The sequence below is a fragment of the Microbacterium sp. P5_E9 genome, from assembly GCF_054049175.1.
On sequence record NZ_JBFUMV010000020.1, the window covers coordinates 15,222 to 42,124 of the forward strand.

Annotated in this window: 25 protein-coding genes; 8 read left to right on the top strand and 17 right to left on the bottom strand. The window is 68.5% G+C overall.

Features of this window, described 5'->3' with window-relative positions; translation table 11 throughout:
- Nucleotides 1-79: 79 nt before the first annotated feature.
- A complete protein-coding gene (locus tag ACXJ3V_RS18075; protein ID WP_457101733.1) occupies nt 80-436 on the bottom strand; it encodes a hypothetical protein in 357 nt (118 codons plus the stop codon).
- Between the two features lie 97 nt (nt 437-533).
- On the opposite strand from ACXJ3V_RS18075, the gene ACXJ3V_RS18080 reads away from it, so the two are divergent.
- The gene (locus tag ACXJ3V_RS18080) at nt 534-1,916 is read left to right on the top strand and encodes a DUF222 domain-containing protein (protein ID WP_457101734.1); all 1,383 of its coding nucleotides are present in this window, start codon (nt 534-536) and stop codon (nt 1,914-1,916) included.
- A gap of 20 nt (nt 1,917-1,936) precedes the next feature.
- Here ACXJ3V_RS18080 and ACXJ3V_RS18085 read toward each other — a convergent pair whose 3' ends face one another.
- On the bottom strand, nt 1,937-2,233 hold the full coding sequence (locus tag ACXJ3V_RS18085; protein ID WP_457101735.1) for a DUF1905 domain-containing protein: 297 nt from the start codon (nt 2,231-2,233) through the stop codon (nt 1,937-1,939).
- Between the two features lie 456 nt (nt 2,234-2,689).
- Between ACXJ3V_RS18085 and ACXJ3V_RS18090 the strand changes: the two genes are divergently transcribed.
- The gene (locus tag ACXJ3V_RS18090; RefSeq protein WP_457101736.1) at nt 2,690-3,772 is read left to right on the top strand and encodes a hypothetical protein; all 1,083 of its coding nucleotides are present in this window, start codon (nt 2,690-2,692) and stop codon (nt 3,770-3,772) included.
- A 125-nt stretch (nt 3,773-3,897) separates the two neighbouring features.
- Here the strand turns inward: ACXJ3V_RS18090 and ACXJ3V_RS18095 are convergent, their stop codons facing one another.
- Nucleotides 3,898-4,698, bottom strand: coding sequence for a glycosyltransferase family 2 protein (locus ACXJ3V_RS18095; RefSeq protein ID WP_457101737.1), 801 nt, complete (start codon nt 4,696-4,698; stop codon nt 3,898-3,900).
- Nucleotides 4,699-4,804: 106 nt separating this feature from the next.
- Between ACXJ3V_RS18095 and ACXJ3V_RS18100 the strand changes: the two genes are divergently transcribed.
- Both ACXJ3V_RS18100 and ACXJ3V_RS18105 read left to right on the top strand, forming a co-directional pair.
- A complete protein-coding gene (locus ACXJ3V_RS18100) occupies nt 4,805-5,395 on the top strand; it encodes a GNAT family N-acetyltransferase (protein ID WP_457101738.1) in 591 nt (196 codons plus the stop codon).
- 174 nt (nt 5,396-5,569) lie between these two features.
- Nucleotides 5,570-5,977, top strand: coding sequence for a DUF7144 family membrane protein (locus tag ACXJ3V_RS18105; protein ID WP_457101739.1), 408 nt, complete (start codon nt 5,570-5,572; stop codon nt 5,975-5,977).
- A gap of 104 nt (nt 5,978-6,081) precedes the next feature.
- On the opposite strand, the gene ACXJ3V_RS18110 is transcribed toward ACXJ3V_RS18105, so the two are convergent.
- Nucleotides 6,082-7,080, bottom strand: a complete 999-nt coding sequence (locus ACXJ3V_RS18110) for an aldo/keto reductase (RefSeq protein ID WP_457101740.1) — start codon at nt 7,078-7,080, stop codon at nt 6,082-6,084.
- A 120-nt stretch (nt 7,081-7,200) separates the two neighbouring features.
- Between ACXJ3V_RS18110 and ACXJ3V_RS18115 the strand changes: the two genes are divergently transcribed.
- Entirely contained in the window at nt 7,201-7,593 is a 393-nt protein-coding gene (locus ACXJ3V_RS18115) for an HsmA family protein (RefSeq protein WP_457101741.1), read from the top strand.
- Nucleotides 7,594-7,644: 51 nt separating this feature from the next.
- Here the strand turns inward: ACXJ3V_RS18115 and ACXJ3V_RS18120 are convergent, their stop codons facing one another.
- Nucleotides 7,645-8,595: a L,D-transpeptidase gene (locus ACXJ3V_RS18120; RefSeq protein WP_457101742.1), complete on the bottom strand. Its 951-nt coding sequence runs from the start codon at nt 8,593-8,595 to the stop codon at nt 7,645-7,647.
- Nucleotides 8,596-8,800: 205 nt separating this feature from the next.
- Nucleotides 8,801-11,578, bottom strand: coding sequence for a bifunctional acetaldehyde-CoA/alcohol dehydrogenase (gene adhE / locus ACXJ3V_RS18125; protein ID WP_457101743.1), 2,778 nt, complete (start codon nt 11,576-11,578; stop codon nt 8,801-8,803).
- A gap of 191 nt (nt 11,579-11,769) precedes the next feature.
- Between adhE and ACXJ3V_RS18130 the strand changes: the two genes are divergently transcribed.
- Nucleotides 11,770-12,234 carry a DUF1294 domain-containing protein gene (locus tag ACXJ3V_RS18130; protein WP_457101744.1) on the top strand — a complete coding sequence of 155 codons (465 nt, stop codon included), beginning with the start codon at nt 11,770-11,772 and terminating at the stop codon, nt 12,232-12,234.
- Nucleotides 12,235-12,354: 120 nt separating this feature from the next.
- On the opposite strand, the gene ACXJ3V_RS18135 is transcribed toward ACXJ3V_RS18130, so the two are convergent.
- The 11 genes from ACXJ3V_RS18135 to ACXJ3V_RS18185 form a co-directional block, all read right to left on the bottom strand.
- The gene (locus ACXJ3V_RS18135) at nt 12,355-13,026 is read right to left on the bottom strand and encodes a bifunctional 4-hydroxy-2-oxoglutarate aldolase/2-dehydro-3-deoxy-phosphogluconate aldolase (protein ID WP_457101745.1); all 672 of its coding nucleotides are present in this window, start codon (nt 13,024-13,026) and stop codon (nt 12,355-12,357) included.
- Nucleotides 13,023-13,943: a sugar kinase gene (locus tag ACXJ3V_RS18140; protein ID WP_457101746.1), complete on the bottom strand. Its 921-nt coding sequence runs from the start codon at nt 13,941-13,943 to the stop codon at nt 13,023-13,025. The genes ACXJ3V_RS18135 and ACXJ3V_RS18140 overlap by 4 nt, the downstream gene beginning before the upstream one ends.
- Before the next feature lie 4 nt (nt 13,944-13,947).
- Nucleotides 13,948-14,790 carry a 5-dehydro-4-deoxy-D-glucuronate isomerase gene (kduI, locus tag ACXJ3V_RS18145; RefSeq protein ID WP_457101747.1) on the bottom strand — a complete coding sequence of 281 codons (843 nt, stop codon included), beginning with the start codon at nt 14,788-14,790 and terminating at the stop codon, nt 13,948-13,950.
- Nucleotides 14,791-14,818: 28 nt separating this feature from the next.
- Nucleotides 14,819-15,583 carry a 2-dehydro-3-deoxy-D-gluconate 5-dehydrogenase KduD gene (gene kduD, locus ACXJ3V_RS18150; RefSeq protein ID WP_457101748.1) on the bottom strand — a complete coding sequence of 255 codons (765 nt, stop codon included), beginning with the start codon at nt 15,581-15,583 and terminating at the stop codon, nt 14,819-14,821.
- On the bottom strand, nt 15,580-16,458 hold the full coding sequence (locus ACXJ3V_RS18155) for a fumarylacetoacetate hydrolase family protein (protein ID WP_457101749.1): 879 nt from the start codon (nt 16,456-16,458) through the stop codon (nt 15,580-15,582). Before ACXJ3V_RS18155 ends, kduD begins: the two co-directional genes overlap by 4 nt.
- On the bottom strand, nt 16,455-17,639 hold the full coding sequence (locus ACXJ3V_RS18160; RefSeq protein ID WP_457101750.1) for a glycoside hydrolase family 88 protein: 1,185 nt from the start codon (nt 17,637-17,639) through the stop codon (nt 16,455-16,457). The genes ACXJ3V_RS18155 and ACXJ3V_RS18160 overlap by 4 nt, the downstream gene beginning before the upstream one ends.
- A gap of 37 nt (nt 17,640-17,676) precedes the next feature.
- Complete coding sequence (locus ACXJ3V_RS18165; protein WP_457101751.1) at nt 17,677-18,351, bottom strand: ferredoxin-NADPH reductase; 675 nt, start codon at nt 18,349-18,351, stop codon at nt 17,677-17,679.
- Between the two features lies 1 nt (nt 18,352).
- The gene (locus tag ACXJ3V_RS18170) at nt 18,353-19,315 is read right to left on the bottom strand and encodes a carbohydrate ABC transporter permease (protein WP_457101752.1); all 963 of its coding nucleotides are present in this window, start codon (nt 19,313-19,315) and stop codon (nt 18,353-18,355) included.
- Complete coding sequence (locus ACXJ3V_RS18175) at nt 19,315-20,244, bottom strand: carbohydrate ABC transporter permease (RefSeq protein ID WP_457101753.1); 930 nt, start codon at nt 20,242-20,244, stop codon at nt 19,315-19,317. The genes ACXJ3V_RS18170 and ACXJ3V_RS18175 overlap by 1 nt, the downstream gene beginning before the upstream one ends.
- 88 nt (nt 20,245-20,332) lie before the next feature.
- The gene (locus ACXJ3V_RS18180; protein WP_457101754.1) at nt 20,333-21,640 is read right to left on the bottom strand and encodes an ABC transporter substrate-binding protein; all 1,308 of its coding nucleotides are present in this window, start codon (nt 21,638-21,640) and stop codon (nt 20,333-20,335) included.
- Between the two features lie 65 nt (nt 21,641-21,705).
- Nucleotides 21,706-23,679 carry a DUF2264 domain-containing protein gene (locus tag ACXJ3V_RS18185; protein ID WP_457101755.1) on the bottom strand — a complete coding sequence of 658 codons (1,974 nt, stop codon included), beginning with the start codon at nt 23,677-23,679 and terminating at the stop codon, nt 21,706-21,708.
- Nucleotides 23,680-23,841: 162 nt separating this feature from the next.
- Between ACXJ3V_RS18185 and ACXJ3V_RS18190 the strand changes: the two genes are divergently transcribed.
- Nucleotides 23,842-25,794 (top strand): heparinase II/III domain-containing protein, encoded by a 1,953-nt coding sequence (locus ACXJ3V_RS18190; RefSeq protein ID WP_457101756.1) that lies wholly within the window; start codon nt 23,842-23,844, stop codon nt 25,792-25,794.
- Nucleotides 25,791-26,900, top strand: a complete 1,110-nt coding sequence (locus ACXJ3V_RS18195; RefSeq protein WP_457101757.1) for a substrate-binding domain-containing protein — start codon at nt 25,791-25,793, stop codon at nt 26,898-26,900. The genes ACXJ3V_RS18190 and ACXJ3V_RS18195 overlap by 4 nt, the downstream gene beginning before the upstream one ends.
- Nucleotides 26,901-26,903: the final 3 nt, after the last annotated feature.

Consider the following 26,903-nt stretch of genomic DNA (forward strand, 5'->3'; position numbering starts at 1 on the left):
TCAGGATATCCCAGACGGAGGGGTTGGACGTGATGCGCTGAGGCGATGGGAGTGTCTCAGCGGTCTCGCTCCGGCCGGATCAGCGACCGTTCTCGACCGCCGCCGCGATCTCGGCGATGATGGCGCGCAGCTCGTCGACATGCGCCTGAGTTTCGGACGAGTGGGCTGTGAGGTCGGCGCTGAGCGCCTTCAGTCGAGCTTGGAACTCGCTTCGCGCTGCTTCGCTGATCTCGAGGCTGCTAAGCGTCGCGCTGATCTCGTCGACCCGAGCAGTCAGCTCCTGCGCGCTCGCCGTGTCTGCGACATCCCGCGCCCACGGGATGGTGTCGATCAGGTCTTGAATGGGGTTCGAGACATCGCCGGCACCCGGAGCGGCGCATCCGGTGAGTGTCGCGGCGAGGATGAGTGGCAACGCGAGCAGTCTGAGCTTGCCCATGGCCGCGAGCCTACCGGGCCAGGCTCCTTCGGCCGACTGAATCGCGTATTCATCGGTATTCTGTTCTAATGTCGGTGGCCAACTGTATCTTCTACATATGAGCATTTCTTCGAATCTGGTGGCCGAAGCGGCACCGTGGATCGATGACGCGCCGAGGTTCGTCGATGAGGCCGACATGTACGCAGCCCACGAGCTGGACCCGTGGGCGGCGGTCGAACGGCTGGAGGCGAGCGGCGAGGCGCACACGGCGGGAGCGCTCGCGCTCGAGGCCCTGACGATTCGCGGCCGCGTGCTGATCGCAGATCAATACGCCGGGATTGCCGATCTGCTTCGGGATGCCGCGGCCTGCCCCGACCCGTGGGTCGGGCCTGATCCGACCCTCGACCGCGCGTGGCGTGATCCGCGCGATCGCACGGTGGGTGCCGTGCGCGCCGAGCGCCGCGACATCGCGGTGCGCGCCGCAGCCTTGGACCTGGCCGTGCGGCTCGGGATGTCGGAGACGATGATCCGCACACGCGGCGCCCATGCTGACACGCTGCGGAAACGGTGCCCGCTCGTGTGGAGCGCTTTTCGCGCCGGGCTCGTCCCCGAGCTGAATGCCGTGACCGCCGCGCAGCAGGCCGCATCCCTGCCGGTCGACTGTCCCGACGCGTGGGCTGCGTTCGACACCGCTGTCGCGGCCGCCGCCCAAAAGCTGGCGCCTGGCAAGTTCCGCCTCCGAGCGCGCGTGGTGCGAGAGCGTGTACATCCTGAAGATCTCACCGTCCGTCATCGCCGTGCCGCCGAAGACCGCGGTGCCTGGGTCACGCCCGAGCACGACGGGATGGCGAGTTTTGGTGCGTACCTGCCCGCCGCCGACGCGTATGCCGCCTATGCGCGGGTCGACGCCCAGGCCCGCCATCTGGCGGCGCAGAGCGGCGAGGATCGAACGCTCGCGCAGCTGCGCGCCGACGTCCTCGCCGACCTGCTCGCGAAGGGTGAGACCACGTTGTCTGGGCCGCGCAGCGGCCGACCATCGGTGGCGCTGACCCTCCCTGTGATGACCATGCTCGGACACGACGACGCCCCCGCCATGCTCGACGGCTATGGCCCGATCGACCTCGATACCGCTCGCCGGCTGGCAGGAGAGGCCACCAGCTGGATCCGGATCCTCACTCACCCGGTCACCGGCACCGTTCTTGACGTGGACCGCACTACGTACCGCGTGCCGAAGGCGCTGCGGCGGTGGCTGGGCGTCAGAGACCCCGTGTGCGTCGGACCTGGCTGCACTCGCCTCGCCCGTGACTGCGACATCGACCATCGCCTCGACTGGCAATACGGCGGAAGGACGTCGGCCGAAAACACCGCGCCGCTTTGCGAACCACATCATGTCGTCAAGACGAAGAGCAACTGGGTGCTGTATCGCGACGAGATCTCCGGAGCGACATGGTGGGTCACCCCCACTGCACTCAGGGTCGACGTCGACCCGCCGCCATTTTGAATGGGGTACAACCCAGCACGTCAGCCGTCGAGCACTTCGAGCCGCACCGACACCGGTCCGCCCTCGACGAGGTGCTCGGCATCCCGCACCGCCTTCTTGAGCGGCAGCACGTAGGCGCCGTGCGACGAGTCCGGGAAGATCGACGTGCGCCACTGCGAGCCGCCGATGCGGGCGAGCACGCGCACCGAGCCGAAGCCGCGGAAGGGCCTTGGGATCTCGCGGATCTGCTCGCTCAGGTCTTCGGGCAGCGACGTGAAGAACCAGGAGTCGGTGCGCGCGTCCCAGCGCCAGACGTCACCGTCGAACTCCACGATCATGCGGTTCAGGGTAGCCGTGTGGTGGGACGCTTCGACAAGCTCAGCGACCGACTGGTGCGAGTGCCGTTGCTCTACCGCCAGCAGTCGGTATTCGAAGCGTCGTCATCATCAGGTGGCCCCCACGCGCGGAGCGTTTCGTGTCGCTTTTCCCGCTCAGCGACCCGCCTCCCCGGGTCGCTGAGCGAGCGTGCGGGCGGGTCATGAATATTCGTTCTACCGAATGAAGTGGACAACCGTCATGATGGTCCCGGGAAGATTGTTCACTCCGGGCCGCGATGTCGCGGACCGGGCTGGACGATTCGGGAAACGACCAGACTTTGGGGATCACCGGCCGTGGGGCCCGGTGGAAAGTCAGCGACTGGGGATGCCTCTCCTGAATACGCTCGAAGCAGACTTCGCTCGGGCTCGGAACAGACACTGCTGGGGTGACTCAGAGTGCACGAAGGGGAATGAACAATGAAACACGGATGGAAGGCGCTCGCCGGCGTCGCGGCGGCTGCGGCCCTTGTGCTCGCGCCGCTGGTCGCCACTGCAGCAGCCGGCGAGGAGGTGGCGCCGGACGATCAGGTCGTGACCGAGTCTCTCGTGGAGCCGAGCCCGTTGATCAGCCCGTCTGAGGACCCCGAGAAGAAGGTGTTCGTCTGCAAGTACGTCGGCACCCCCGGCGTCAACGAGCACGCCGACCACGTGGTCTCGGTGTCGACCAGCACGCTTGATGGGTTCGACGGCAGCTCGACATTCCCGTTCGTGTTCGCGGACGGCCAGAACCAGTCCGTCGCCATCGCGTTCGACACGGGTCAGGCCAAGCCGAGTATCGACGAGTGCCCGGGCGACGACACCCCGACGGACTTCCCGATTCCGGCCCAGTTCAACGCCGGCCCGACCGTCACCTGCGGCGAGGCGGACTCGTTCGACACATCGTTCCTCGGTGATCCGCTCAGCAGCGAAGGCTCCGTCTATCAGTTCCAGAACATCTACGTCGCGGTCGATCGTTCCGTCGCCGGGCAGGTCACCCTCACGATCTGGCCGATCGATGGCTTCACGATCTCGGGCCTGAGCGACGCGTGGGACGACGGCGAAGGAAACTACTTCCGCACAATCGAGCTGAACGGTCCCGTGCCGTGCCCGCTGGCTGACATCCCGGTCACGCTGACGGCTCCGGCGCTCGACCCGCAGTGCGGCGTGGAGAACGACGAGCTCCTCTTCCCGGAGGACACCGAGGGTGTCGCGTACTACTGGGAGGACGACAACCCGGACAACTTCAACGTTGTTGCGGTCGTCGAGCCCGGCTACGTGGTGGACCCGGTGCCCGCCGGCTGGGAGCAGATCGACGAGAGCGAGGGCCAGGTTGCCTACCTCTACGCCTGGGTGCCGGTCCCCTTCGACGAGCCCTGCCCCGTGGTGACGCCGACGCCGACCCCGCCGCCCGCACTCGCGGCGACCGGTGGAGACGTGAGCCCGGTGCTGCCGATCGGTGCGGGCATGCTCATGCTGACCGGTGTCGCGCTCATGGTCGCGCGGCGGCTGATCAAGCACTGATCCGCTGATCTGAACCGCGGAAGCCTCGGCCTTCGGGCCGGGGCTTCCGTGTGTCTGGGGGCCGGCCGCTTCGACAAGCTCAGCGACCAGGGGCCGGGCGCTTCGACAAGCTCAGCGACCCGTGATCAGTGGCCGAAGCCGGCGGCCAGATCCTCGTCGGAGGGCGACCACGTTGCGGCTGCGGCGACGCCGGGGGCGGCATCCGCTCTCCGTCGCCAGGCGGCGCCCTCGGGCCAGCTCGCGGCGAACGTGGGCAGCACTCGCCACACCCGCCGGGCCAGACCGCTGACCGTCGTGACGGGACGTGCCGAAACCGGCATACGAAGTTCGGGGTCGTAGCGCACACCGTCGGCGGGGCGCAGGCGGATCGTCAGATCGAGATCGTCGTGGATGCCGGCGTTCGTGCGGTCGACCTGCTCGCGCACGCGCTCCCACACGCTGGAGCGCATCGCGAAGTTCGAACCGAAGACCAGCGGGATGCCGAGCCACTTCTTGATCCAGTAATGGCCGCCGCCGATGTACCAGTGCTCGCCGAGATAGTTGACCATCGGGCTCGCGCCGTAGAACTCCGCTCCCCCGGTCAGCACCCCAAGCCCCGGGTCGGCGACGAACGCGCGCACGACGCGGGCGATCCAGTCCGGGTGCGGGCGCGAGTCCGCGTCCAGCCTCGCGATGATGTCCGCTGAGCCGCGGGCGGCGTCATAACCGGTCGAGGCGGCAGGCCAGATGCCGACGAGGCGTTCCTCGATCACGTCGGCGCCGTGGCTGCGGGCGATGTCGGCCGAGGCATCCGAACTCGCGTTGTCGACCACGATCACGCGGTCGGGGCGGTGCGTCTGCGCCGCGAGCGCGCGCAGGCACGCCTCGAGGAATTCAGCGTCGTTGCGACACGGAATGACGACCGTCACGAGGGGCACCAGAGGCACGTTGCTCACATTACCGCGCGCCTGATCGCCGAGTCGTAGGCTCGTCGCATGGGCCGCTCAGGGAGTGCGCGGCGCCAGTCTCCGACGGGACGCGAAGGGGTGCTCGATGTCTGAATCGCTGCGGATCGTGCCGGCGAACGAGGCGTCGTGGGACGACCTGCAGTCGATCCTCACCGGCGCTGCGGCGCGCTGCCAGTGCCAGCGACAGCGCCTCGGCGACCACGACTGGTTTCGTATGCCGCAAACGGAACGCAGTGCGATCCTCCGCTCCGAAGTCCACTGCGACGACCCTCGGGCGACCGAGACGATCGGCATCGTGGCCTATCTCGGCGACGAGCCGGTGGGCTGGTGCGCGGTGGACCGCCGGTCGGTCTACGGCCGGCTGCGTGGCTCACCGGTGCCATGGACGGGACGATTCGAAGACAAGGATGACGACACCGTCTGGGCGATTGCGTGCATCGTCGTGCGCAAGGGATACCGGCACGAGGGGCTGATGTATCCGCTCGTCGCAGGAGCGGTCGAGCACGCGCGCGCCCGCGGCGCCGCGGCGATCGAGGGTTACCCGATGATCACGGGCGGGGCGCAGGTGATGTGGGACGAGATGAGCATCGGCGCGGTGGGCCCCTTCCTCGCAGCCGGATTCGAGGAGGTCTCGCACCCGACGAAGCGTCGCGTCGTGATGCGGCGAGAGTTCTGAAGCGGACGGATGCCTCGACCCGGCGTGACGCGCTCACCCCCGGCGGATGAACGTATTACGTGCGAAGGCGTGTCGGTCTGGACGTAACCCCGCGGGACGCGGGATCATCACGATGCGTCGCGTGTTGAACTTCGCGCCATGCACACCCGAGATTCCTGAGAAAGGGGACTACACATGTCCGACACACAGCAGTCCCGCTGGACTGGATGGGCCGTATTCGGCGGCGTCATCCTGATCATCGCCGGCGCCATCGATGCGCTCTACGGCCTGATCGCCATCCTGCTGCCGGCTAGCACTTACTTCCTGGTGACCGACGCCTCTGTCATCCTCTTCGATGTGGCCGGCTGGGGCTGGTGGCATCTGATTCTCGGCCTCGCTCTGGTCGTGGTGGGCGTCTTCGTGCTCCGCGGAGCAAGCTGGGCGCGCATCACCGCCATCATCCTGGTCGCGATCAACGCGGTCAGCCAGGTCGGCTTCCTGCTGGCGGGCGTGCAGCCGTGGCTGTCGCTCGTCCTCATCGCGCTCGACGTGTTCGTGATCTTCGCGCTGACCGTGTACGGCAAGGAGCTCGCTGACAAGTAGCCCGTTCGCGGGCGAGCAAGGGCGCCGCTTCCTTCGGGGAGCGGCGCCCTTCTGCGTGTGCGGGCCGGCGCTTCGACAAGCTCAGCGACCGGAGGTCGGGCGGGCTACCAGAGGGGGTGGATGGCCTCGCGCAGCCGGCGGTCGTAGACGTCGTGGATGACGGCATCGAACGCTGCGGGGTCGAACCCGGAGCCGTCTTCGAGGAGGGCCGCGGCATCCGCGTTCGCCTGCGCCTGCGCGACGCTGCGCGCACCCGGGATCACCGAGGTCACACCCGGCAGCGACGCGATCCACGCGAGGCTGGCCGCGGGCAGCGAGACGCCGGACGGGAGGGCGGCGGCGAGTTCCGCCGCGGCATCCAATCCCGCTTCGTAGTCGACGCCCGAGAACGTCTCGCCGCGGTCGAACGCCTCGCCGTGGCGGTTGTAGGCGCGGTGGTCGTTCGCCGCGAAGGCGGTCGAGGCGGTGTACTTGCCCGACAGCAGACCCGACGCGAGCGGCACACGCGCGAAGATCGCCACGTCAGCAGCCGCAGCGGCCGGCAGCACCTCGTCGAGCGGCTTGAGCCGGAACGGGTTGAGGATGATCTGCACGTTCGTCACGTTCGGGCGGGCAATGGCGGCGAGCGCCTGCGCGCACGTCTCGACCGAGACGCCGTACGCGGCGATCGCACCGTCGGCGACGAGCGCGTCGAGGGCATCGAAGGTCGGGTCGTCGTCGATCACGGCCGTCGGCGGGCAGTGCAGCTGCACCAGGTCGAGGGTGTCGACGCCCAGGTTGCGGCGGGAGCGGTCGGTCCACGCGCGGAAGTTCGCCGGGCTGTAGTTCTCGGGCTCCTGCGCGAGGCGGCGCCCCATCTTGGTCGCGACGACGATGTCATGCCCCGGCCGGTCGGCGAGGAAGCGCCCGATGAGGGACTCGCTGCGCCCGTCGCCGTAGACATCGGCAGTGTCGAAGAACGTCACGCCGTGGGCGACGGATGCCTCGAGCACCGCGAGCGCGTCGCTCTCGCTCACCTCGCCCCAGTCCGCGCCGAGCTGCCACGTGCCGAGGCCGAGGGCGGAGACGGTGCGGCCGGTTCGGCCGAGGGGACGCTGCTGCATGGGAAAGCTCCTTCGGGGGGTGGTTCCAGCTTGCCACGGCACCGGTCCCTGAGCTTGTCGAAGGGTCCGGCGCCCCATCGACCTTTCGTATTACTGAAGCTTTCGGGTTAGGCTGGTCGTATGCTCCCCTTCGCCATCGTCTCCATCACGCTCGCCCTCGTCTTCTACACGATCGGGGTGTGGGCCGAGCGGCTCCAGAAGGTGCTGAAGTGGTGGCACGTCGTCTTCTTCGGGCTGGGCCTCGCGGCCGACGCGACCGGGACCTACCTCATGACCCAGATCGCCGGCGAGCGCCGGTCGGCGGATGTCGCGGCCAGCCCGCTCGACACGGTCATGGCCTGGACCGGCACCATCGCCCTGCTGCTGATGGCCGTGCACCTCGTGTGGGCCGTGATCGTGCTGATCCGCGGCCGCGAGAACGAGAAGCACACCTTCCACCGGTTCAGCATCGTGGTGTGGGCCATCTGGCTGGTGCCCTACTTCGCCGGCATGGCCAGCGCGATGATCAAGTAGGCCCGCCGCCGCACCGGACGCTTCGACAAGCTCAGCGACCGATGCTTCGGCTCAGCCGCGGATGATCACCGGGGTGCCCAGCGGGAGCTGGGAGAGCGCGGTGATCGCGTCGGGATCGACGCGGAGGCATCCGTTCGAAATCGAGCCGGAACGATCGTCGTGGTAGTGGAAGGCCGTCACGGCGACGCTCGCCCCGGCGAAGCCATCGAGGGTGGGCGACTGCGCCGAGAGGTACACGATCGGGTGGCCGCGGGTGTAGGCGAGGCCATCCTCGACGCGGATGGTCATGACGAACGAGCGGCCGAGCGGCGTCGGGGTCTCGCCCTTCCCCCACGCGAAGTCCGTGGCGACGCGCTGCGGTGTGCCCGCGCGCCAGATGTCGATCGTCCGCGCCGAGATGCTCACCTCGACCATGGCGGGAAGCGCCGTGATGTCGACATCCTGCACGCGCATCCAGCCGATCACCTGCCCCGGATTCCCCTGCGACGGAATCGCCTGGCGGCCCGTCAGCAGCACCTTGACCCAGTTCTCCTGACGCTCGACGATCGGCACGGTCGTGCCGTCGTACACGTAGTCGCGCGCGAGGTAGGCCACCGGCTGACCGGTCGGGTCGGCGAACACCGGCGCCCCCTCCCCCCGCGAGCGCGCGGCCTCGCCAGTGAAGGCGCCGTACGCGTCGGAGTCGACAGGGAGCGCGGGAATGACCTCGAACACGTTCGCCGGCGGCAGCGTCCCGAGGTCGTAGCTCGCGGTGTTGGCCGGGAAACCCGTCGGCGTCGGGGTCGGCGTGGGTGTCGGAGTGGGCGTCGGCGTCGGCGTTGCGGTCACGCTCGGCGACGGAGAGGGAGCGGATGCCGGTGCCCCGGCGGGCCGCAGCGTCCAGGCGATCACGAGCCCGAGGATGATGGCCGCGGCGATCGCGGTCACCACCCAGGCTCGGGCGCTCCAGCGGAAGGGCCGCCTCGACTCCGGCGGCGGACCCGGGGCCGCGGCATCCTCCATGCCTCCATGGTGGGTGCGGAAGACGGATATCGCAACCGAACGGCCCGAGCCCGGGTCCCTGAGCTTGTCGAAGGGTCCGGCGCCGCATCGGACGCTTCGACAAGCTCAGCGACCGACGACAAGCTCAGCGACCGATGCTCTCGACCGCGCGCACGAGAATGCCCCGCCCAGTCGAAACGGACTGGGCGGGGCGGGGAAGGCGCTGTTAGGCGGCTCGGGGGGCGAGCTTCTTCACAGCGGCCTTCGGTGTGGCCGAGTCGGCGGTGACGTCGACCGAGTCAGCGGCGCTGGCAGCGGCGCCACGGTGGGCGCGCACCTCGTCGAAGGAGGTGCCGTAGTAGGCGGCCTCCATGAGGGTCCGCATGTCGGCGACCATCGGCATCCGCGGGTTGGCGGGTGCGCACTGGTCTTCGTAGGCTGCCATCGCGAGCTCGTCGAGACGCCCGATGAACGAGGTCTCCGAGACGCCCTGCGCCTGGAACGACCGCTCGATGCCGACCGCGTCGCGCAGCTTCTCGACGGCCTGCGCGTACGACTCCACGCCCTCTTCGGGTGTGGATGCCGCGAGGCCCAGGTGCAGCGCGATCTCCTGGAACCGCTCCGGAGCGATGTAGCGCTCGTACTTCGGCCAGCTCGTGAGCTTCGTGGGCACACGGCCGTTGTAGCGGATCACGTGCGGGAGATAGATCGCGTTGGTGCGGCCGTGCACGAGGTGGAACTTCGACCCCGTGACGTGGGCCATCGCGTGCACGATCCCCAGGAACGCGTTGCCGAAGGCCATGCCGGAGATCGACGCCGCGTTGTGCATCTTCTCGCGGGCGAGGAGGTCGACGGGATCGGTCGATCCCGTCTTGGCCTTCGCGCTGCGCTCGATGTTCTGGAAGATGAGCTTGATCGCGTGCAGTGCGAGACCGTCAGTGTAGTCGTTCGCGTACACCGAGACGTACGCCTCAGTGGCATGCGTCAGCGCGTCGAATCCGGCATCCGCCACCAGGAAAGCCGGCAGCGCAGCGGTCAGCACGGGGTCGATGATGGCGACCGACGGGGTGAGCGCGTAGTCGGCGAGCGGGTACTTCATGCCCGTCTCGTCGTCGGTGATCACCGCGAACGGGGTCATCTCCGAACCGGTGCCCGACGTGGTCGGGATGCACACGAGCTGTGCGAGCTTGCCCAGGTCGGGGAACTTGAAGGCGCGCTTGCGCACATCGAAGAACTTCTCGCGCATGTCGGAGAACTGCACGTCCGGGTTCTCGTAGAGGAGCCACATGACCTTCGCGGCATCCATCGGCGATCCGCCACCGAGCGCGATGATCGTGTCGGGCTTGAACTCGCGCATCTCGGCGGCGCCGGCCTGCACGCTCGAGACGGTCGGCTCGGGCTGCACCCGGTCGATGATCTGCAGGTGCACGCGGCCCGGGCGACGGTTGAGCACATCGATCACCTTGTCGACGAAGCCGAGCTTGGTCATGGTGGCGTCGGTGACGATCGTGACGCGCTCGACCTTCTTCATGTCGATCAGGTAGCGGATGGCGTTCGGCTCGAAGTAGGTCTTGGCCGGAACCTTGAACCACTGCAGGTTGTTGTTGCGGCGGCCCACGCGCTTGACGTTCAGCAGGTTGACGGCCGACACGTTGTTCGAGACCGAGTTGCGGCCGTAGGAGCCGCAGCCGAGGGTCAGCGACGGCATGAACGCGTTGTAGATGTCGCCGATGCCACCGAGCGCCGACGGCGCGTTCTCGATGATGCGGACGGCCTGCACCCGCGAGGCGAAGCGCGCGATCACGTCGGCGTCGTTGCTGTGGATGGCACCCGAGTGGCCGAGACCATCGAAGGCGACCATCTGGACTGCGAGGTCGATGCCCTCTTCGGCGTCCTTGGCGCGAAGCACCGCGAGCACCGGGGCGAGCTTCTCGCGCGTCAGCGGCTCCTGCGGGCCGACGCTGCCGACCTCGACGAGGATGATCGAGGTGTCTTCAGGGACCTCGAAGCCGGCGTTGCGCGCGATCCAGACCGGAGACTGACCCACGACCTTCGCGTTGAGCTTCGCTCCCCCGCAGTTCTCGTCGTCGGCGCAGACGCCGAAGATGAACTCTTCCAGCATCCGCTTCTCGTCTGCGTTGGCACGGTAGGCGTGCAGCCGCGCGAATTCGGCGAGCGCCTCTTCGGCGATGGGTTCCTCGAGGATGACGGCCTGCTCCGAGGCGCACACCATGCCGTTGTCGAACGCCTTCGAAAGCACGATGTCGTTGACGGCACGACCGACCTTGGCGGTCTTCTCGATGAAGGCCGGGACGTTGCCCGCGCCGACGCCGAGTGCCGGCTTGCCACAGGAGTACGCGGCCCGGACCATGGCGTTTCCGCCGGTCGCGAGGATGAGTGCGACGCCGGGGTGGTTCATGAGCTCGCCGGATGCCTCGAGCGAGGGCTCTTCGACCCACTGGATGCAGTTCGCCGGGGCGCCGGCCGCAACAGCGGCCTCGCGCACGATCTTGGCGGCGGCGACCGAGCTGCGCTGCGCCGACGGGTGGAAGCCGAAGATGATCGGGTTACGGGTCTTCAGCGCGATGAGCGACTTGAAGATCGTGGTGGAGGTCGGGTTGGTGACCGGCGTGATGCCGCAGATGACCCCCACGGGCTCGGCGATCTCGGTGATGCCCGTGATCTCGTCGGTCGAGATGACCCCGACAGTCTTCTGCTTGATGATCGAGTGCGTGACGTGCTCGCACGCGAACATGTTCTTCACGGCCTTGTCTTCGAACAGGCCGCGGCCCGTCTCTTCGACAGCCAGAAGGGCCAGCGCACCGTGCTGGCTGAGAGCGGCGACCGACGCCTTGCGGACGATCCGGTCGACCTGCTCCTGCGTGAATGACGCGTACTCGGCGAGCGATTCGTTTGCTCCAGCGACGAGTGCGTCGATTGCGGTGGACATGAGATCCTCCAACCTGGCACGAGCGCGTTGCCCGCGCCCTTGCCCTGGACCCATTATCGCACGTGTGGTCTGACCACACAAGTCCCGGGGTGAGATCCGTTGCGCGCGAGCCCTCCGCTCTCCGGAGTGGCATGGGGCAGGGGAGGTGGTTTTGGCGAGCCTTCACCCTCCGCTCCGCCCTGGCCCTCCGCTCAGCGGAGGTGCGGTGACGGATGCCGCGACCCACTGCCCCTAGGCTCAACCCCATGTCTCTCGCCCCCGACCGCGGCCACCGGAATGCACCAGCTGAACGGGCCGGCTCGAGAGATCTCTCGCGCCCGCTGCCCGCCGCGCTCAGCTGGAGCACCTTGGTCGCCTTCATCGCGGCGTTCGGGATCGCATTCGTGACCCTGGGACTCCCCTGGTGGATGCCGGCGCTCTATCTCGCCATGAGCCTCGTCGCCTTCGCGGCCTATGGCTTCGACAAGGCAGCCGCGCGCCGCGGCGGGCGGCGGGTGTCCGAGCAGACCCTGCTGACGTTCGGGCTCGTGTGCGGGTGGCCGGGCGCTCTCGTCGCGCAGCAGCTGTTCCGTCACAAGACGCGCAAGCGCTCGTTCCGTCGCAGCTTCTGGTCGAGTGTGGTCCTCAACGTGCTGGTGGTGGGCGCGTTCATCACCGTCGCGACCGTGCGCGGCTGGGACCTCGAGCTCTCTTGGCTCCCCCTGGGCTGAAGAACGGGACTTGAAGCCCGCTGGGAGCGGGCTGGATGTCGGGCTCGCTGGATACCATCGCGCATGGGGGCCGGAGAGAGTGCGTCCGGCACGTGGCGCCTCATCGACGGCACCGGAAGGTCATCGCGATACTTCACCGCGAGAGCGGAGCACGTGGGCGAGGCGTTCGAGTTGCGTCGCATCCTCGAGAGCCGAACCCACCGCGGCCACCCGCACCCCGGCGTCGAGGAATTCCTCTACGTTGCCGGCATCCAGGCCCCCGGTCGCAACGAACCGCAGCTGCGGGAAGGGACCGCGGATGTGCTTGAACCATCCGGCGCCGAGCCACGTCGCCGGAAACGCTTTGAGCCAAGTGAGACCGAGCGACACCGCGAGCTGCACTTCGGTCGGGGTTGCCACACCCGGAAGCACAGGGATGCCGTGCCTGCGTGCGCTCGCGACGACGGCCGGATCAAGGCCCGGCGAAACGAGATACGCCGCCCCTGCCCGCTGCGCCACAGCGACCTGCTCGGGCGAGATGATCGTGCCCGCACCGACGCTCTTGCCGCGCGGTTCGGCGAGGGAGACGATCGCGCGCAAGGCGAGTTCGTCTTCCGCCGTCTGCAGCGGCACCTCGACCGAGTCGATGCCGAGGTCCCACGCAGTCTCGGCCAGGCGGATCGAACGCTCGACGCCCATGCCGCGGAGGATCGCCATGAGCGGTGCACCCGCAAAGGCGCTTTCGAACCACTCCGCACCCGCGTCCGCGACGATCTGTTCCGGCACCGCGGCGCCGTTCTGTTCCTTCGTCATGTCGCTCTCGCTTCGTCGATCGAATCCTTCGTGGTCTGCAGAGTGCGGGCGGCGCGATGGTGGCCGGTGCGCAGCCGCTCCACTAAGGGAGCGTCCGAGAGACGGCGCGCCAGATATCCGCCCGCGAATGCGTCGCCCGCACCGACAGCTTCAATGACATCGACCTTCTGCGACGGGGCGAATGCCACCACGTCGCCGACGAAGACCGTGGCTCCGACGGCGCCATCCTTCACCACGAGCTCGGGCACGCCCCGGAAGAGAGCACGGATGTCCGAGGCGTTCGGGGTGTCCCAGAGGGCCTCAGCCTCGTCGCGCCCCGTGAAGACGATGTCGGCTCGCCGCGCCAGCCCTGCGAGCACGGGTGCGGCATCGGCGGCCGGCCACAGGAGCGATCGGTGATTGACATCGAACGACACGAGCACCCCGGCCTCGGACGCCCTTGTCATGATCCGGGAGAGGAATGCCGAGGCGGATGCCGAGATCGCGGCCGTGATGCCCGACACGTGCAGCACGTCGACACCCAAGAGGTCTACCTCGTCTGCATCGGACGCCGACAAGTGGGACGCGGCGGAACCCCGGCGGTAGTAGCTCACCCCCTGCCCAGGATCCTTCACATACAGGCCGGTCGGATGGGCATCGTCGTAGATCACGCGTGAGACATCGATCCCGCGAGCCGCGAGCTGACGCGCGACCCGCCACCCGAGAGCGTCCGCGCCCAGCCGACTGAACCAGAGCGCGTCATGGCCGAGTGCGGCGACGTGCGCAGCGACGTTCGACTCTGCGCCACCGGCATCAATCAGGAACTCCTCAGCCTCGGTGACCGGCTCGGCCCGGACCGGGGCGACCATGGCCATGGTCTCCCCGATCGCGAGGAGTGTCCGCCTCGCCGTCGCGCGCTCGGCACTGACGTGCGTCATCGGGTCAGCGCAGGTCCGTGACGGGGGCGGCGTCCATGTCGTCGAACGCCTGGTTCTCGCCGGCCATCGCCCAGATGAACGAGTACGCCGCGGTGCCGACACCGGAGTGCAGCGACCAGCTCGGCGAGATGACCGCCTGACGGTCGGCGATGACGAGGTGCCGGGTCTCGGTGCGCTCGCCCAGGAGGTGGATCACGCGAGCATCGGCGGGCACATCGAAGTAGAGGTAGCACTCGGTGCGTCGGTCGTGCGTGTGGGCCGGCATGGTGTTCCACATCGAGCCGGGGTGGAGCTCGGTCACGCCCATCACGATCTGGCAGGAGCGCACGCCGTTCTCGTGGATGTACTGGTTGAGCGTGCGGCGGTTGGAGGTGAGCTGGTCGCCGAGCTCACGGATCGTGCCCTCGCCCGGTGAGACGAGCGCGGCGGGGTAGGCGGTGTGCGCAGGCGCGGAGAAGAGATAGAACTGCGCGCCGGTCGCGTCTGCATCCGGGTCGGCCGCGTCGGCGAAGACGACATCGCGGATGCCGCGCCCGAGGTACAGGCATGCGCCCTTGACGAGCGTGTACACCTCGCCGTCAGCCGTCACCGTGCCGGCGCCGCCGACGTTGATGATGCCGACCTCACGGTGCTCCAGGAAGTAGTCGCTGCGGATCTCGGGGTAGCCGGTCAAAGCGAGCTCGGCACCGGCCGGGACGGCGCCGCCGAGCACGATGCGGTCGTGGTGGGTGTAGGTGACGCGGATCTCGCCTTCGGCGAAGAGGTCGGGGACGAGATAGCTCGCCCGCAGCTCGTCGCTGGTCATACCGGGGATCTGGGCGGGATTGGTCGCGTAGCGCTGCTGCATGGGAAAGCTCCTTCGGGGTGGATTCGGGTCAGCGGACGAGCCAGCCGCCGTCGACGGGGATGACGGCACCCGTGATGTAGGCGGCGGCGTCTGAAGCGAGGAAGACGAACGCACCCTGCAGGTCTGCAGCCTCGCCCCATCTCGCGGCGGGGATGCGGGCCATGATCGAGCGCTCGCGCTCGACGTCGGCGCGGAGGGCCGCTGTGTTGTCGGTGGCCATGTAGCCGGGCGCGATCGCGTTCACTGTGACGCCGGCAGCAGCCCATTCGTTCGCGAGCGCCTTGGTGAGACCGGCGACGGCATGTTTTGACGCCGTGTAAGCGGAGACCAGGATGCCGCCCTGGAACGACAGCATCGACGCGACGTTGATGATGCGTCCGGAGCCCTGCGCGAGCATGTGCCGCCCAGCCGCCTGCGACAGGTGGAAGACCGCGTCGAGGTTGACGCTCAGCACGTCGTCCCAGTCCTGAGCGGGGTAGTCGGCCGCGGGTGCACGGCGGATCGTGCCGGCGTTGTTGACGAGGATGTCGAGTCCGCCCAGCTCGCCGATCGCCTCGGCGACGGCGGCACCCAATTCATCGGGCGTCGCGGAGACGAAGTCGCAGCGCATCACGTGCACGCGTCGGCCGAGGGCGCGGATGCGCTCTGCGGTCTCCGCAGCGTCGCTGCGGTCGAGGAGGGCGATGTCTGCGCCGGCCTCGGCGAGCGCGATCGCGGCGCCTTGACCGAGCCCTCGACTCGAGCCCGTGACCAGGGCGACCTTTCCATCGAGGCGGAACGAATCGAGGATCATACGGCTGCCTCCGGGGGAGCAATGAAGTTCGTGGTGAGCTCGCCGATTCCGGAGATGCGGACGGTCACGGCGTCGCCGCCCGCCAGCGGGCGATGGGCCTGCTGCGCGTCGGCGAGCTTCTGGGGCGTCCCCGTCGAGATGACGTCACCAGGTTCGAGGGTCATCACCTGGCTGAGGTGGTGGACGACGAACGCGACAGGGAACACGGTCGTCGATGTCGATTGCGAGACGGTGACGATGCCATCGCGCACGACCTCGACGAGCAGATCCTGCGGATCGGCGACGGCGTCCGCCGTCACCAGCCAGGGTCCGAGCGGCGCGAAGCCGTCGAAGCATTTGCCGAGCGCCCACTGGCTCTGCTTGCGCTGCCAGGAACGGTCCGACACGTCGTTGAGGATCGTGTAACCCGCCACGTGTTCGAGCGCATCGTCGATCGATACGGTGTGCGCACGACGGCCGATGACGATGGCGAGTTCGCCTTCATAGTCGGCGTCGGTCGCGACGGCGGGGATCACGACGGCGTCGTTCGGACCGGCGAGGGTGTTCGGGGTCTTGACGAAGACATCCGGTGTCTCCGGATCGTCCGCGGTCGGGTCGACGCCGTCGGGCACGTGCCCGCGGTAGTTGTAGCCGAGGCAGAGGATCTTGCCCGGCGTCACCGGCGCGGTGAGGGTTCTCGGATCCAGCACAGGCAGTGCCGCGGCATCCGATTCTGCGATCTCGTGGCGCGCCGTCGCGAGCGCGGCGTCGTCGGCGATGAGCGCGGTGACATCGGCGCCGAGGTGGCCGAGATCGAGGATCCGGTCTGCGCCGTCCCCCGTCACGACGGCGCCAGGGCGAACGGCGCCCGCGCTGCGATAGCTGACGAGCCTCACCAGTACTTCTTCCAGTCGGGACGGGTGACGCGCATGAGCGCCTCGAGGAAGAAGTAGTCGCCCCAGAGGGTCCCCTCGTCCACGCCGTTGTCCTTCGGCAGGTCATAGACCCCGTGCAGCAGCAGGGCGTCCGAGTCCTCGGGGCGCTCTGGCGTGTAGTTCTCGATCAGGGACCTGAGGATCGAGTGCGCGCGCGTCGTCCATTCCTCGGCGCGCGCCGGGTCGGTCTCGACGCTCGCGAGCTCGAGCAGACCGCACACCGCGATGGCGGCGGACGAGCTGTCACGGGGGGCCGTGCTTCCGTCCGTGTAGACCAGATCCCAGAACGGCACCTCGTCGGCCGGCAGGTGGGCGAGGAAGTAGTCCGCGCACCGACGCGATGCCTCGAGCAGACGCTCGTCCCCGGTCTCGGCGAAGTTCATCGCGAACCCGTAGATGCCCCACGCCTGCCCACGGGCCCAGCACGAGTCGTCGAAGGCGCCCTGCTCGGTCGCGCCCCGCAGCGCCTCGCCGGTGTCGGCATCCCAGTAGAACGTGTGGAACGTCGAGTCGTCCTCGCGCAGAATGTGCTCGCGCAGCTGCGCGGAGTGCCGGCGGACGGCGTCGGCGAAGCGCTCCTCACCGGTCTGCTCCCCCGCCCAGGTGAGGAGCGGCATGTTCATCAGACTGTCGATGATGGTGCGCCCACGCTGGGCGGGGTCGGACAGATCGCCCCAGGCCTGGATGATTCCCGCGGGCTCGAGGAACCGGCGCATGAGGTGGTCGGCAGCGAGCAGTGATGCGGCGCGTGCGTCCTCATCGCCGAGCAGCCGCCAGGCGGCGACCGTCGACAGTGTGTAGAGGAAGCCGAGATCGTGGGTGTCGAGGTCCTCCTCCGCGCGCACCCGCCGCTCGAAGTCGGCGGCGTCCACGAGTGCGGCATCCCGGAACGCCTCGTCGCCGGTGAGTTCCCACGCCAGCCAGAGCTGACCCGTGCGGAAGCTCGTCGTCCATCCGCGATTGCCGCCGAGCCCGATGCCATCCGCCGCAGGCCGCGCCAGGTAGCGGTCCGAGGTCGTCGTGTCATCGGGGTAGCGAGCGCCGAAGGTCGAGATGCTGCGTCGGATCGTCGTCAGCGCCGCGGCGATCGCGGTGTCGGTTGAGGTCCTGCTGATGCCCTGGGCGGGCGGGGTGGACGTCATTGGAGGAGAGTCTTTCATTAGGGAGGTCTCGCCGGCGCTATGCGGCGACGACCCCATCGAGATCGAGCACGGGACGCAGGGTGAAGCGCGAGTTGGTCCACGCGAAGAAGAGGAACGCGGATGCCGTGATGCCCAGCCCGATCGCGGGCGCGGCCGCGAACACCCCGGCCTGAACCACGAGCGCGGCGAGCGACGCGGCGGTCAGGTACCAGCGCCGGAGGCCGAGCACGGCGCTCGCCCGAAACACGTCGCGGAGGGGGGCGCGGGGGGACTCGGCGATCGCGACGAGCGCGAGGAGGCCGATCGCGACCGCCAGCACGGCGAGGACGCCGAGGAGCGGCACGACGACGACCGCAGCCGAGGTGGCGGACAGCATCCGCACGTCGACGAGCGCCACCGCGACCACCGCGACGACAGCCGCGCCGACGACGAGAGCCCGCCGCCAGGTGTCGCGCCACCCCGCCCGGAAGGCGCGAATCGGGCTGAGCCCGCCCTCGTGATGCTCGCGGAACGCGCGGAACGCCGCAGCGATGCCGGGAGCGCACAGGGGTGCGGTGATCGCCAGCAGCGGCCACGCGAGCATCGGGTCGGTCGTCACGAGCAGCACCACGAAGGGAAGGCACGACACCAGCAGCAAGAGGTTCACGATCAGTCCGAGGTACAGCATCCCGATGATGCTGGCCCAGGTGTCGTGCGACACGAGACGCTTCATGTCAGCCCTTCAGCCCGCTCGTGGCGATGCCCTCGACGAAGTACTTCTGTCCGAGCAGGAAGATGATCGCGATCGGGATGACCGAGATCGTCAGGCCCGCGAACAGGAGCGCATAGTTCGTGTCGTAGAGGTTCGAGACGAAGCTCTTCAAACCCAGCTGGATCGTCCACAGATCGGGATTGCGCAGATAGATGAGCGGCCCGAGGTAGTCGTTCCAGGTGTTGACGAACGTGAGGAGCGTGAGGCTCGCGAGGGCCGGGATCGACAGCGGAAGCATGATCCTGGCCCAGATCCCGTACTCGCTGAGCCCGTCGATGCGTGCGGCCTCGGAGAGCTCTTCGGGGATCGTCTCGTAGAACTGCTTCATCAGGAAGACCCCGAATGCGCCGAAGGCCTGCAGCAGGATGATCGCCCACAGCGTGTTCGACACCTTGAAGTTCGACATCAGGATGAACTGCGGGATCATGTACGACTGCCACGGCACGGCGATCGTGCCGACATAGAGCAGGAAGAGCACATCCCGACCCCGGAAGCGCATCCGGGCGAAGCCGTAGGCGGCGAACGAGCCGGTGAGCACCTGCAGGAACGTCACCACGACGGCGAGGAACAGCGTGTTGCGGATCCACGTCAGCATGTCGGACTCGGTCCAGATGTCGATGTAGTTCTGCCACACGAACGTCTCGGGCAGCCACTTCACCGGCACCGAGAAGACCTCGTTGGCCGACTTCAGCGAGCTCAGCACCATCCACGCGAACGGCGCGAGCAGGCCGATCGCGAAGACGACCAGGCCGACGTACAGTCCGATCCGCGCGACCCGCCTGGCGGGGGTCATCTCGCGCGTGTCCGCGTGGTGATGCGGCGGCTCTTCGCCCGCGGCGAGCTTGCGAAGCCCTCGGCGTGAGGCTGCCGGAGCGGTGAAGTCCGAGACCAGCAGCTCGGCATCCGTCTCGATCTGCTCGACCATCAGATGCTCCTCTTCCTGTTCCAGAGGAACTGCAGGATCGTCACGATGATGCACATGAAGAAGAGCACGACGGCCGCCGCAGAGGCGTAGCCGAACTGACTCTCTACAAAGCCCTTGCGGTAGATGAACTGCGACATCACGAGCGTCGCCTGGCCGGGACCGCCGTTGGTCATGACCAGGATGAGGTCGAAGATCTTGAACGAGTTGATCGTGAGCATGACGATGACGAAGAACATGGTCGGGCGCAGGCACGGGAGCGTGACATTGACGAATCGCTGCCACACGTTCGCACCGTCGACACGCGCGGCTTCGTGCAGTTCGCGCGGGACCGTCTGCAGGCCCGCGAGGAACAGGATCATGTAATAGCCCATGTCGCGCCACGTGCTCACGATCACGACGGCGGGCATGGCCCAGTCGGTCGAGGTGAGCCAGCCGGGAGGGTTCTGGATGCCGATGAACCGGAGGAACTCGTTGATCGGGCCGTAATCGGGGCTGAAGAGGAGGTTCCACACCACGGCGATCGCGACGATCGAGGTGATGTAGGGGAAGAAGGCGGCCGTCCGGAAGAAGGCGACACCGCGCAGCTTGTTGTTCAGCAGCAGCGCAAGCCCCAGCGAGATCACGAGGGTCAGCGGGATGTGCATCGCCGAGTAGTACAGCGTGTTGAGGACCGAGATGCGGAAGCTGCCGTCGCCGATGAGGCGCTGGAAGTTCGCGAGCCCGACCCAGTCGGCCTTGCCGAACACGTTCCAGTTCGTGAACGACATGTAGAACAGGATCACGATCGGAACGAGCGTGAGCAGTGCGAATCCGATGAAGTTCGGAAGGATGAAGCTCCACCCGATCAGGGCGTTGCGCAGCCGCAGCCTCGAGCCACGGCGATAGGCCGGGATCGGCGGCGCAGGCTCGGTGGCGATGATGGTCGCCATGGAGGACCTCCAGTGATGGGAAGAGTGGGAGCGGCCCTTCGACAGGCTCAGGGAACGGTCCCTGAGCCCGTCGAAGGGCCAAGGGGACTCAGTCGAGTCCGACCTCGTTGGCGACGCGGTCCTGCGCCTGCGTGATGGCGTCGGCGACGGGCGTGGAGCCCGACATGATCGCCGTGTGCATGTCGTTGAGGATGCCCTGGATGGCCGCCGTCTTGCTCGACGTCGGGTTCTCCGGGTGCACCTCGTGGGTCGAGTACGCGAACTTCGACAGGTCGTCGGTGGGGGCACCGTCGACGGCGAAGTAGGTCTCGACGACCGAGTCGGTCAGCAGGGCCGGCGTGATGCCGATGCCGGCGAGGATCTGCGCACCTTCCTCACCCGCGGCGAAGGCGAGGAAGTCCTTGGCCGCCTGCACCTTGGACTCGTCGATCGCGGCGTTGATGCCGAGACCGGTCGGGTCGCCGAAGGTCACCGGCGTGTTGTCGAGCCCGGCGGTCGAGTCGTCGACCTGCGGGATCGGCGCGATGCCCCACTCGAAGTCATCGGCGTCGCCCGAGGCCTGCTGGGCGATGAGCGTGGCGACGAACCACGTGCCCATCTGCAGCATGGCCGCGTTCTGCTTGCCGAACTCGCCCTGGTAGGTGAGCTGGTTCGCTGCGCTCGTGTTGTAGTCGATCTGGTTGCCATCGGCCTGCAGCGCGAGCACGTTGTCGTAGAACGGCTCCATGTACTCGTAGTCGCCCTCGAGCACGTCGGTGTCGGACTGTGCGCTGGCGAAGCCCTGGACGGTCGACTGCCAGCGGTGCATGTACGCGGCCTTGGCGGGGCTTCCCGCGGCGGTGAGACCCTTGTTCAGTTCGGCCGTGACGTCGTTGTAGTCGTCCCACGTCCAGGAGCCGTCGGGGTAGTCGACGCCCGCGGCGTCGAAGAGCGCCTTGTTGTAGTACAGGACCCAGGAGTCGTTGCGGTAAGGCACCGCGTAGGAGGCGCCGTCGACCTCGTACGAAGCCGCGCCGCTGATCCCGTCGGGAAGCTCGACATCGGACACATCGAGGAGCTGGCCGCCTTCGACGAACGTCGGGACGAACTTGACCTCCTTCTGCGTGATGATGTCGGGGCCGGCGCCGGCGGCGAGGTCGGCGGTGAGGAGCGTGTTGTACTCCGCCGCGTCGTAGCCCTTGAGCTCGATCGTGACGTTGGGGTTCTTGTCGTGGAACGCGTCGGCCAGCGCCTGGAACTCGGGCGTGGTGTCGAGGCTCCAGCCCGAGAGGCTGAGGGTGACGGGACCGGCGGACTCAGTGGGCTCCGAGCTCTCGCCCTCGCCCCCGCTGCATCCGGCCAGCGCGAGCGTGGCCACGACGGCGACGCCTGCTGCTGCTGCGAATTTGCGCTTCATTGTTGCTACTCCTTTGTGATTGCCGAGAACCCGCCTTCGGGTCCCCGTAGGGCTGCCGGTCCGCCTCAGGCGGTACCGGGGTCTGCGAGGCGACTCTTCGTCACCAGGCCATCGGGCCAGGTGACGGTCACCGTGATGGCCTCGTCGCGCTCATCGAGCGAGACGGAGGCAACGTGTGTCGACGCCGCCGGTGCTCCGGACAGCTCGACGAGCGCGACGACCCACTCGCCGGCGGCGAGCGGGTGGTCGAGGTAGGGGACGACGGCGTCGGAGCCGAGCGGGCTCGCTTCGTGGCGTGATGCCGTCGCGGCCGTGCCTGCTCCACGCAGCGAGCGGATAGCGCTCCGCAGGCGCACCGTGCGTACGACGGCTTCGCGGCCGTCGATATCGGTCGCGGGCGCGTCACCGGCCAGGGGCCAGCCGCCGACACGGAGGATGAGCCCTTCGGCGGTCGACGCGAGCGCATCGGCGCGCACAAGGCGCAGCTCCCAGGGGCCGCGTATGAGCGAGTGAACCGTGAGCCGACCGGCCACCTCGATGTCGCCGTCGATCCCGGATCCATGACGGTGGGCGGCGGGCCTCGGAGCGAGCCAGTGCGCCCGCGAGGTCGACGCCGCGATCCCGAGACGCCCGTGCTCGTCATCCTGGATCCGCACATCGATGAGCGTCATGGCCGCGCGGTGCGTTGCCCTGCCCTGCGTGTCGACGATCGTGACCGACTGCTCGAGCGGCTGCTCCCAGCCGGGCTGGTCGACGAGTGGGCTCGTCGCCGTGGAGTAGCCGATGCGCGCGTAGAGCGGCGAGTCGCCGACGAGGCTTCCCTCCTCGGCGTGGTCCGTGCCGTGGTTGACGAGACGGACGATGCCGTCGTCATGTGTTCCCGACACGATCCAGCCCGCCGAGCGGATCGCGCGCAGCGTGTCGCCCGTCTCGACCGGAAGGGGCTCGGACGCTGCGGCCCACACCGGGTGGTCGGCCGGAAGCGAGATGCCGATCAGTCCCTTGACCGCCCAGTACGGCGAGCCGGGGCCCGAGTAGGACTGTGCGAGTGCGCGCCACTCGTCGTGCCAGCCCATCGTGAGGATGCCGTCTTCGTTGGGTGAGCCGTTCGCTGCGAAGTGGCCGACGATACGGCCCGCGGCGTGTCGCAGACGGCCGGCCGACAGTGAGGGAACCTCTGCCATCACGCCGATCCAGAACGGAGCGGCGGCGGCGAAGCGGTAGATGAGGCTCCGGCCCTGGATCATCGGGGAGCCGTCGGCGCCGACGAGGGCTACGGCGTCGAGGAGGAACCGGTCGAGGGCGGCGACATCCGACGCGGTCCTGCCCGCGGCCAATTCAGCAGCGCCCTGCATCCGGGCCCACAGCACGGGGTACAGGTGCAGCGCCCAGCCGACGTAGTGGTCGTACGACCGCTCGAAGCCGTCCGACATCCAGCCGTCCTCGCGGACGAGCGAGTCGTGCAGGGCGAGATCGTCGGCGATGTCCTCGGCCGACCACGGACCGCCGACCGACCGGAGGAACGTCTGCACGACGATGCGGAACCAGAGCCAGTTCGTCTTCGGGTAGGTGTCGTCGCCGACAACGGGGGCCAGATAGTCGATGACGCGCTGCTGTGTCACGGCGTCGAGGCGATCCCAGATCCATGGGCGGGTCATGTCGAGCACGAGCGCGATCGAGGCGGCCTCGACCTTCGCCTGCGCATGCTCGTCCATGCGCACCCAGCGGTCTTCTGCGTCGGGGTCGACCCCGGTCGTCACACCGCGCCGGTAGAAGTCCGCGAGATCCTCGAGGCCGCGACCCTGCTCGCCGGCGAGACGGAATCCCGCGAGCAGGAACGTGCGCGCGAACCCTTCGAGACCATCGACGGCGCGGCCGTAGCCACCCTCTTCGCCGGGAGGCGTGATCCGCGCGGCGCCGGGCGATGCCCAGACGCGGGCTCCGGCCAGCAGTCGGTCGGCGTAATCAAGCCACTGATCGCGTGTCCAATCGGCCCCGTGCGGCGCGATGTGCGTCACGGACTGCTGCTGGATCGACACGCAATCTCCTTTGAGTTGGCCAATCACCACGAAAGCGATCGTTTGGGAGCGTATCAACCGATTTAGGACATTGCAAGAAGCATCTAGAGTGTTTATGATCGTTTCTGATCGCTTTACCGTTGTGGCGACGACTATTCGATGGAGAGGAGGTCGACCCGAACCATGAGCTCGTCTACCGATGCCGTGGTCCCGCCGGCCACTGAGTCGTTCCGGGGGCCGCTGGCGAGCATCTTCGAGCGTCAGGCCGGAGTCGCGCCCGGCGCACTCGCGGATGCGCTTCCCTCGCTGCTGCGGCATCCTGCAGAGGCCCTCCCCGTTCCGCCGGCATCCGATCGGTCCGCGTGGCCGCGCGCCGCCGACGCAGCGACAGCCGCGGCGATCCTCGAGCGCGCAGAAGCGGACCTCGGTCTCCCCTGGCCGCAGCCTCGCGCCCACGATGCCGCTCGCGTGCACTCCGATGGAGACCGCGACGTCTGGGAGCAAGCCGCGTACGCGCGTCAGCGGCGCCTCAGCCGGGCAACGGTCGCTGCCGCCCTGACCGATCACGACAAGTGGTACGCGGAGGTGCTCGACGGCGTCTGGCTGCTGTGCGAGCAGAGCTCGTGGTGCTGGCCCGCCCACGACGACGTCTTCCGTCAGCGCGGATGGGTGCTGGGCGACATCGACGCGCCCTACCTCGACCTCGGCGCGGGCGAGGTCGTCGGCCAGCTCGCGTGGCTCGACCACCTCGTCGGCGACGGCCTCGAGCGCCGCTACCCCGGTGTGCGTGCGCGCATCCGGCGCGAGGCCCGCGTCCGGGTGATCGAGCCGTTCATCCGTCGTCGGGACTGGCATTGGCTGGGGCTCGACGGCGACGTCCACAATTGGAACCCCTGGATCCACGGCAACGTGCTTGTGGCGGCGCTCGCGCTCATGGAGGCTGATGACCCTGCACGGTCGGAAGTGATCGCGCTCGTGATCGAGGGGATCGATCGCTACGTGGCGGTGCTTCCGCAGGATGGCGCGATCGACGAGGGCTACGCCTACTGGTGGAACGGGGCCTGCCGGGCGCTCGAGGCGCTCGACATCCTCTCGCACGCGACGGGCAACCGTCTCGACGCGTTCGACGTGCCGGCGCTCCGAGCCACTGTCGCGTTCCCGCACCGCATGCACCTCGGCGGGCCGTGGTACCTGAACCTCGCCGACGGGCCGGCCCGACCACCTGCCGCGCAGCCGTGGCACGCCCTCCACCGCGCGGCACGTCGCGTGGGAGACACGGATGCCGCAGCCCACGCCGCGGCGCACCGCGAAGGCTCCGCCGCGGTCGAGACGGACGGCCTCGGCCGACTGCTGCGCGGCATGACGGATGCTGCGTGGGTGGACACCCCGCGTGGAGCGTCGCCGCTTCCGCGCGATTCGTGGCTTCCGTCGACGCAGGTGCTCATCGCACGCCCGGCTGCCGGCACCGCGGCGGGACTCACACTCGCCGTCAAAGGCGGGCACAACGGCGAGCATCACAATCACAACGACGTCGGGTCGTTCGTCATCGCGTCGGATGGCGTGCCCGTGATCGTCGACGCCGGTCGCCCGACTTATACCGCGCAGACCTTCGGCCCTGACCGGTATGCGATCTGGACGATGCAGAGCGGCTGGCACAACGTGCCGGTCATCGGAGGGCGCGAGCAGGTCCCGGGCAGCGCCCACGCGGCGCGCGATATCGCTGTCGAGATCTCCGATGCAGGGTCATCGCTGAGCCTGGATCTCGCCGGCGCCTACGAGGGAGTGACTTCTTGGCGCCGCACCGCGCGACTCGAGCGCACCGGGCAGATCACCATCGACGACACGTGGGATGCCGATGCGCCGGCCGGCGAGACCTCGGTGCGCCTGCTGATCGCCGGAGAGGTCGAGATCGAGGGCGATTCTGCCGTCGTGACGCCGCTCGAGGGCGCGCGGCCAGTGCGCGTGCGATGGAGTCCCGCGGCATCCGCGCGACTCGTCGTGCGTGAACTTGACGACCCGATGCTCTCCACAGTGTGGGGCGAACGCCTGACACGACTCGACCTGATCGCAGCTGACGTCGAACGACTCTCGGCCACGGTAGAACTAGTCAAGACGACCGATGGGGACCCACGATGACGGACCATGAGACCCAGGCGCCCCTGGGCGCCGAGCGCCGCGCCCACGTTCTGGCGGCGCTCGGCCGCGACGGCGTCGTGCGCATCTCCCAGTTGGTCGACGAGCTCGGCGTCGCGCCCGTCACCCTCCGCCGGGACCTGGCTCAGATGGAGCAGGAAGGACTGCTGGTGCGGGTGCACGGCGGCGCGGTGCCCACGGGCGACGCCGTCTCGACAGGCGCGATTCCCGACAGCGGCGCCATCATCGCCGCAGGGTCGATCGCGGTGCTCGTTCCCTCGCTCAATTACTACTGGCCCGGGGTCGTCCGGGGCGCGGAGACGGAGGCCAAGCGGTTCGGCATGGGCGTCGTGCTGCGAGGGGCGTCGTATGAACTGCAGGACGAGCGGCCGGTGCTCGAACGGCTCGTGCACACGGACAACGTGCGCGGCCTGATCGTCGCGCCCAATACCGACACGCCGCATGCGCAGGACGTTGTGCAGTGGCTCGCCGGATGCGGGGCGCCGAGCGTGCTCGTGGAACGCGACGCGCTGCTCCTGCCCGGCGGCACCCCCGTCGAGTCGGTCACCACCGACCACGCTCTCGGCGCCGTGCTGGCCGCGCGCCACCTCGCCTCGCTCGGCCACCGCAAGGTCGGCCTGATCATCTCGCGGGACTCTCCCACCTCTCGCAAGATCACGCGGGGCTGGCAGGCCGCCTGCGCCGAGCTCGGCCTGACGCCGACCGATCACTTCGAGTCGATGCTGCCGCCGCGGACGAGCCCCGACTTCTCGGCCGTCGTCGACGCGGCCCTCGACTCAGCGCTCAGCACCGGCGTGACCGCTCTCGTGGTGCATTCCGACCCCGAGGCCATGGCCTTCGTCGACCTCGCGCTCAACCGCGGAATCTCGGTGCCCGGCGACTTGTCGGTCATCGCCTACGACGACGAGGTGGCCCAGCTCTTCACGCCTGCGCTCACCGCGGTCGCCCCGCCCCGATCGTCCGTGGGCCGCGCCGCTGTCGACCTCATCGTCCGGCGCCTCGAGGACCCCGGCCGCCCGGTGCACCGCGTCGTGCTCAGTCCGACGCTCAATGTCCGCGGCTCAACCGCTCCCCCGCGAGGCGCCTGAACA

Excerpts from the sequence above, each read along its gene's own strand:
- ACXJ3V_RS18110 (WP_457101740.1), bottom strand. The coding sequence starts at position 7,080 with ATGCAGCAGCGTCCCCTCGGCCGAACCGGCCGCACCGTCTCCGCCCTC.
- ACXJ3V_RS18075 (WP_457101733.1), bottom strand. The coding sequence starts at position 436 with ATGGGCAAGCTCAGACTGCTCGCGTTGCCACTCATCCTCGCCGCGACA.
- ACXJ3V_RS18105 (WP_457101739.1), top strand. The coding sequence starts at position 5,570 with ATGTCCGACACACAGCAGTCCCGCTGGACTGGATGGGCCGTATTCGGC.
- ACXJ3V_RS18120 (WP_457101742.1), bottom strand. The coding sequence starts at position 8,595 with ATGGAGGATGCCGCGGCCCCGGGTCCGCCGCCGGAGTCGAGGCGGCCC.
- ACXJ3V_RS18195 (WP_457101757.1), top strand. The coding sequence starts at position 25,791 with ATGACGGACCATGAGACCCAGGCGCCCCTGGGCGCCGAGCGCCGCGCC.
- ACXJ3V_RS18115 (WP_457101741.1), top strand. The coding sequence starts at position 7,201 with ATGCTCCCCTTCGCCATCGTCTCCATCACGCTCGCCCTCGTCTTCTAC.
- ACXJ3V_RS18135 (WP_457101745.1), bottom strand. The coding sequence starts at position 13,026 with ATGACGAAGGAACAGAACGGCGCCGCGGTGCCGGAACAGATCGTCGCG.
- kduD (WP_457101748.1), bottom strand. The coding sequence starts at position 15,583 with ATGATCCTCGATTCGTTCCGCCTCGATGGAAAGGTCGCCCTGGTCACG.
- ACXJ3V_RS18140 (WP_457101746.1), bottom strand. The coding sequence starts at position 13,943 with ATGACGCACGTCAGTGCCGAGCGCGCGACGGCGAGGCGGACACTCCTC.
- ACXJ3V_RS18090 (WP_457101736.1), top strand. The coding sequence starts at position 2,690 with ATGAAACACGGATGGAAGGCGCTCGCCGGCGTCGCGGCGGCTGCGGCC.
- ACXJ3V_RS18180 (WP_457101754.1), bottom strand. The coding sequence starts at position 21,640 with ATGAAGCGCAAATTCGCAGCAGCAGCAGGCGTCGCCGTCGTGGCCACG.
- ACXJ3V_RS18190 (WP_457101756.1), top strand. The coding sequence starts at position 23,842 with ATGAGCTCGTCTACCGATGCCGTGGTCCCGCCGGCCACTGAGTCGTTC.
- ACXJ3V_RS18130 (WP_457101744.1), top strand. The coding sequence starts at position 11,770 with ATGTCTCTCGCCCCCGACCGCGGCCACCGGAATGCACCAGCTGAACGG.
- ACXJ3V_RS18160 (WP_457101750.1), bottom strand. The coding sequence starts at position 17,639 with ATGACGTCCACCCCGCCCGCCCAGGGCATCAGCAGGACCTCAACCGAC.
- ACXJ3V_RS18165 (WP_457101751.1), bottom strand. The coding sequence starts at position 18,351 with ATGAAGCGTCTCGTGTCGCACGACACCTGGGCCAGCATCATCGGGATG.
- ACXJ3V_RS18175 (WP_457101753.1), bottom strand. The coding sequence starts at position 20,244 with ATGGCGACCATCATCGCCACCGAGCCTGCGCCGCCGATCCCGGCCTAT.
- kduI (WP_457101747.1), bottom strand. The coding sequence starts at position 14,790 with ATGCAGCAGCGCTACGCGACCAATCCCGCCCAGATCCCCGGTATGACC.
- ACXJ3V_RS18170 (WP_457101752.1), bottom strand. The coding sequence starts at position 19,315 with ATGGTCGAGCAGATCGAGACGGATGCCGAGCTGCTGGTCTCGGACTTC.
- adhE (WP_457101743.1), bottom strand. The coding sequence starts at position 11,578 with ATGGGTCCAGGGCAAGGGCGCGGGCAACGCGCTCGTGCCAGGTTGGAG.
- ACXJ3V_RS18100 (WP_457101738.1), top strand. The coding sequence starts at position 4,805 with ATGTCTGAATCGCTGCGGATCGTGCCGGCGAACGAGGCGTCGTGGGAC.
- ACXJ3V_RS18080 (WP_457101734.1), top strand. The coding sequence starts at position 534 with ATGAGCATTTCTTCGAATCTGGTGGCCGAAGCGGCACCGTGGATCGAT.
- ACXJ3V_RS18085 (WP_457101735.1), bottom strand. The coding sequence starts at position 2,233 with ATGATCGTGGAGTTCGACGGTGACGTCTGGCGCTGGGACGCGCGCACC.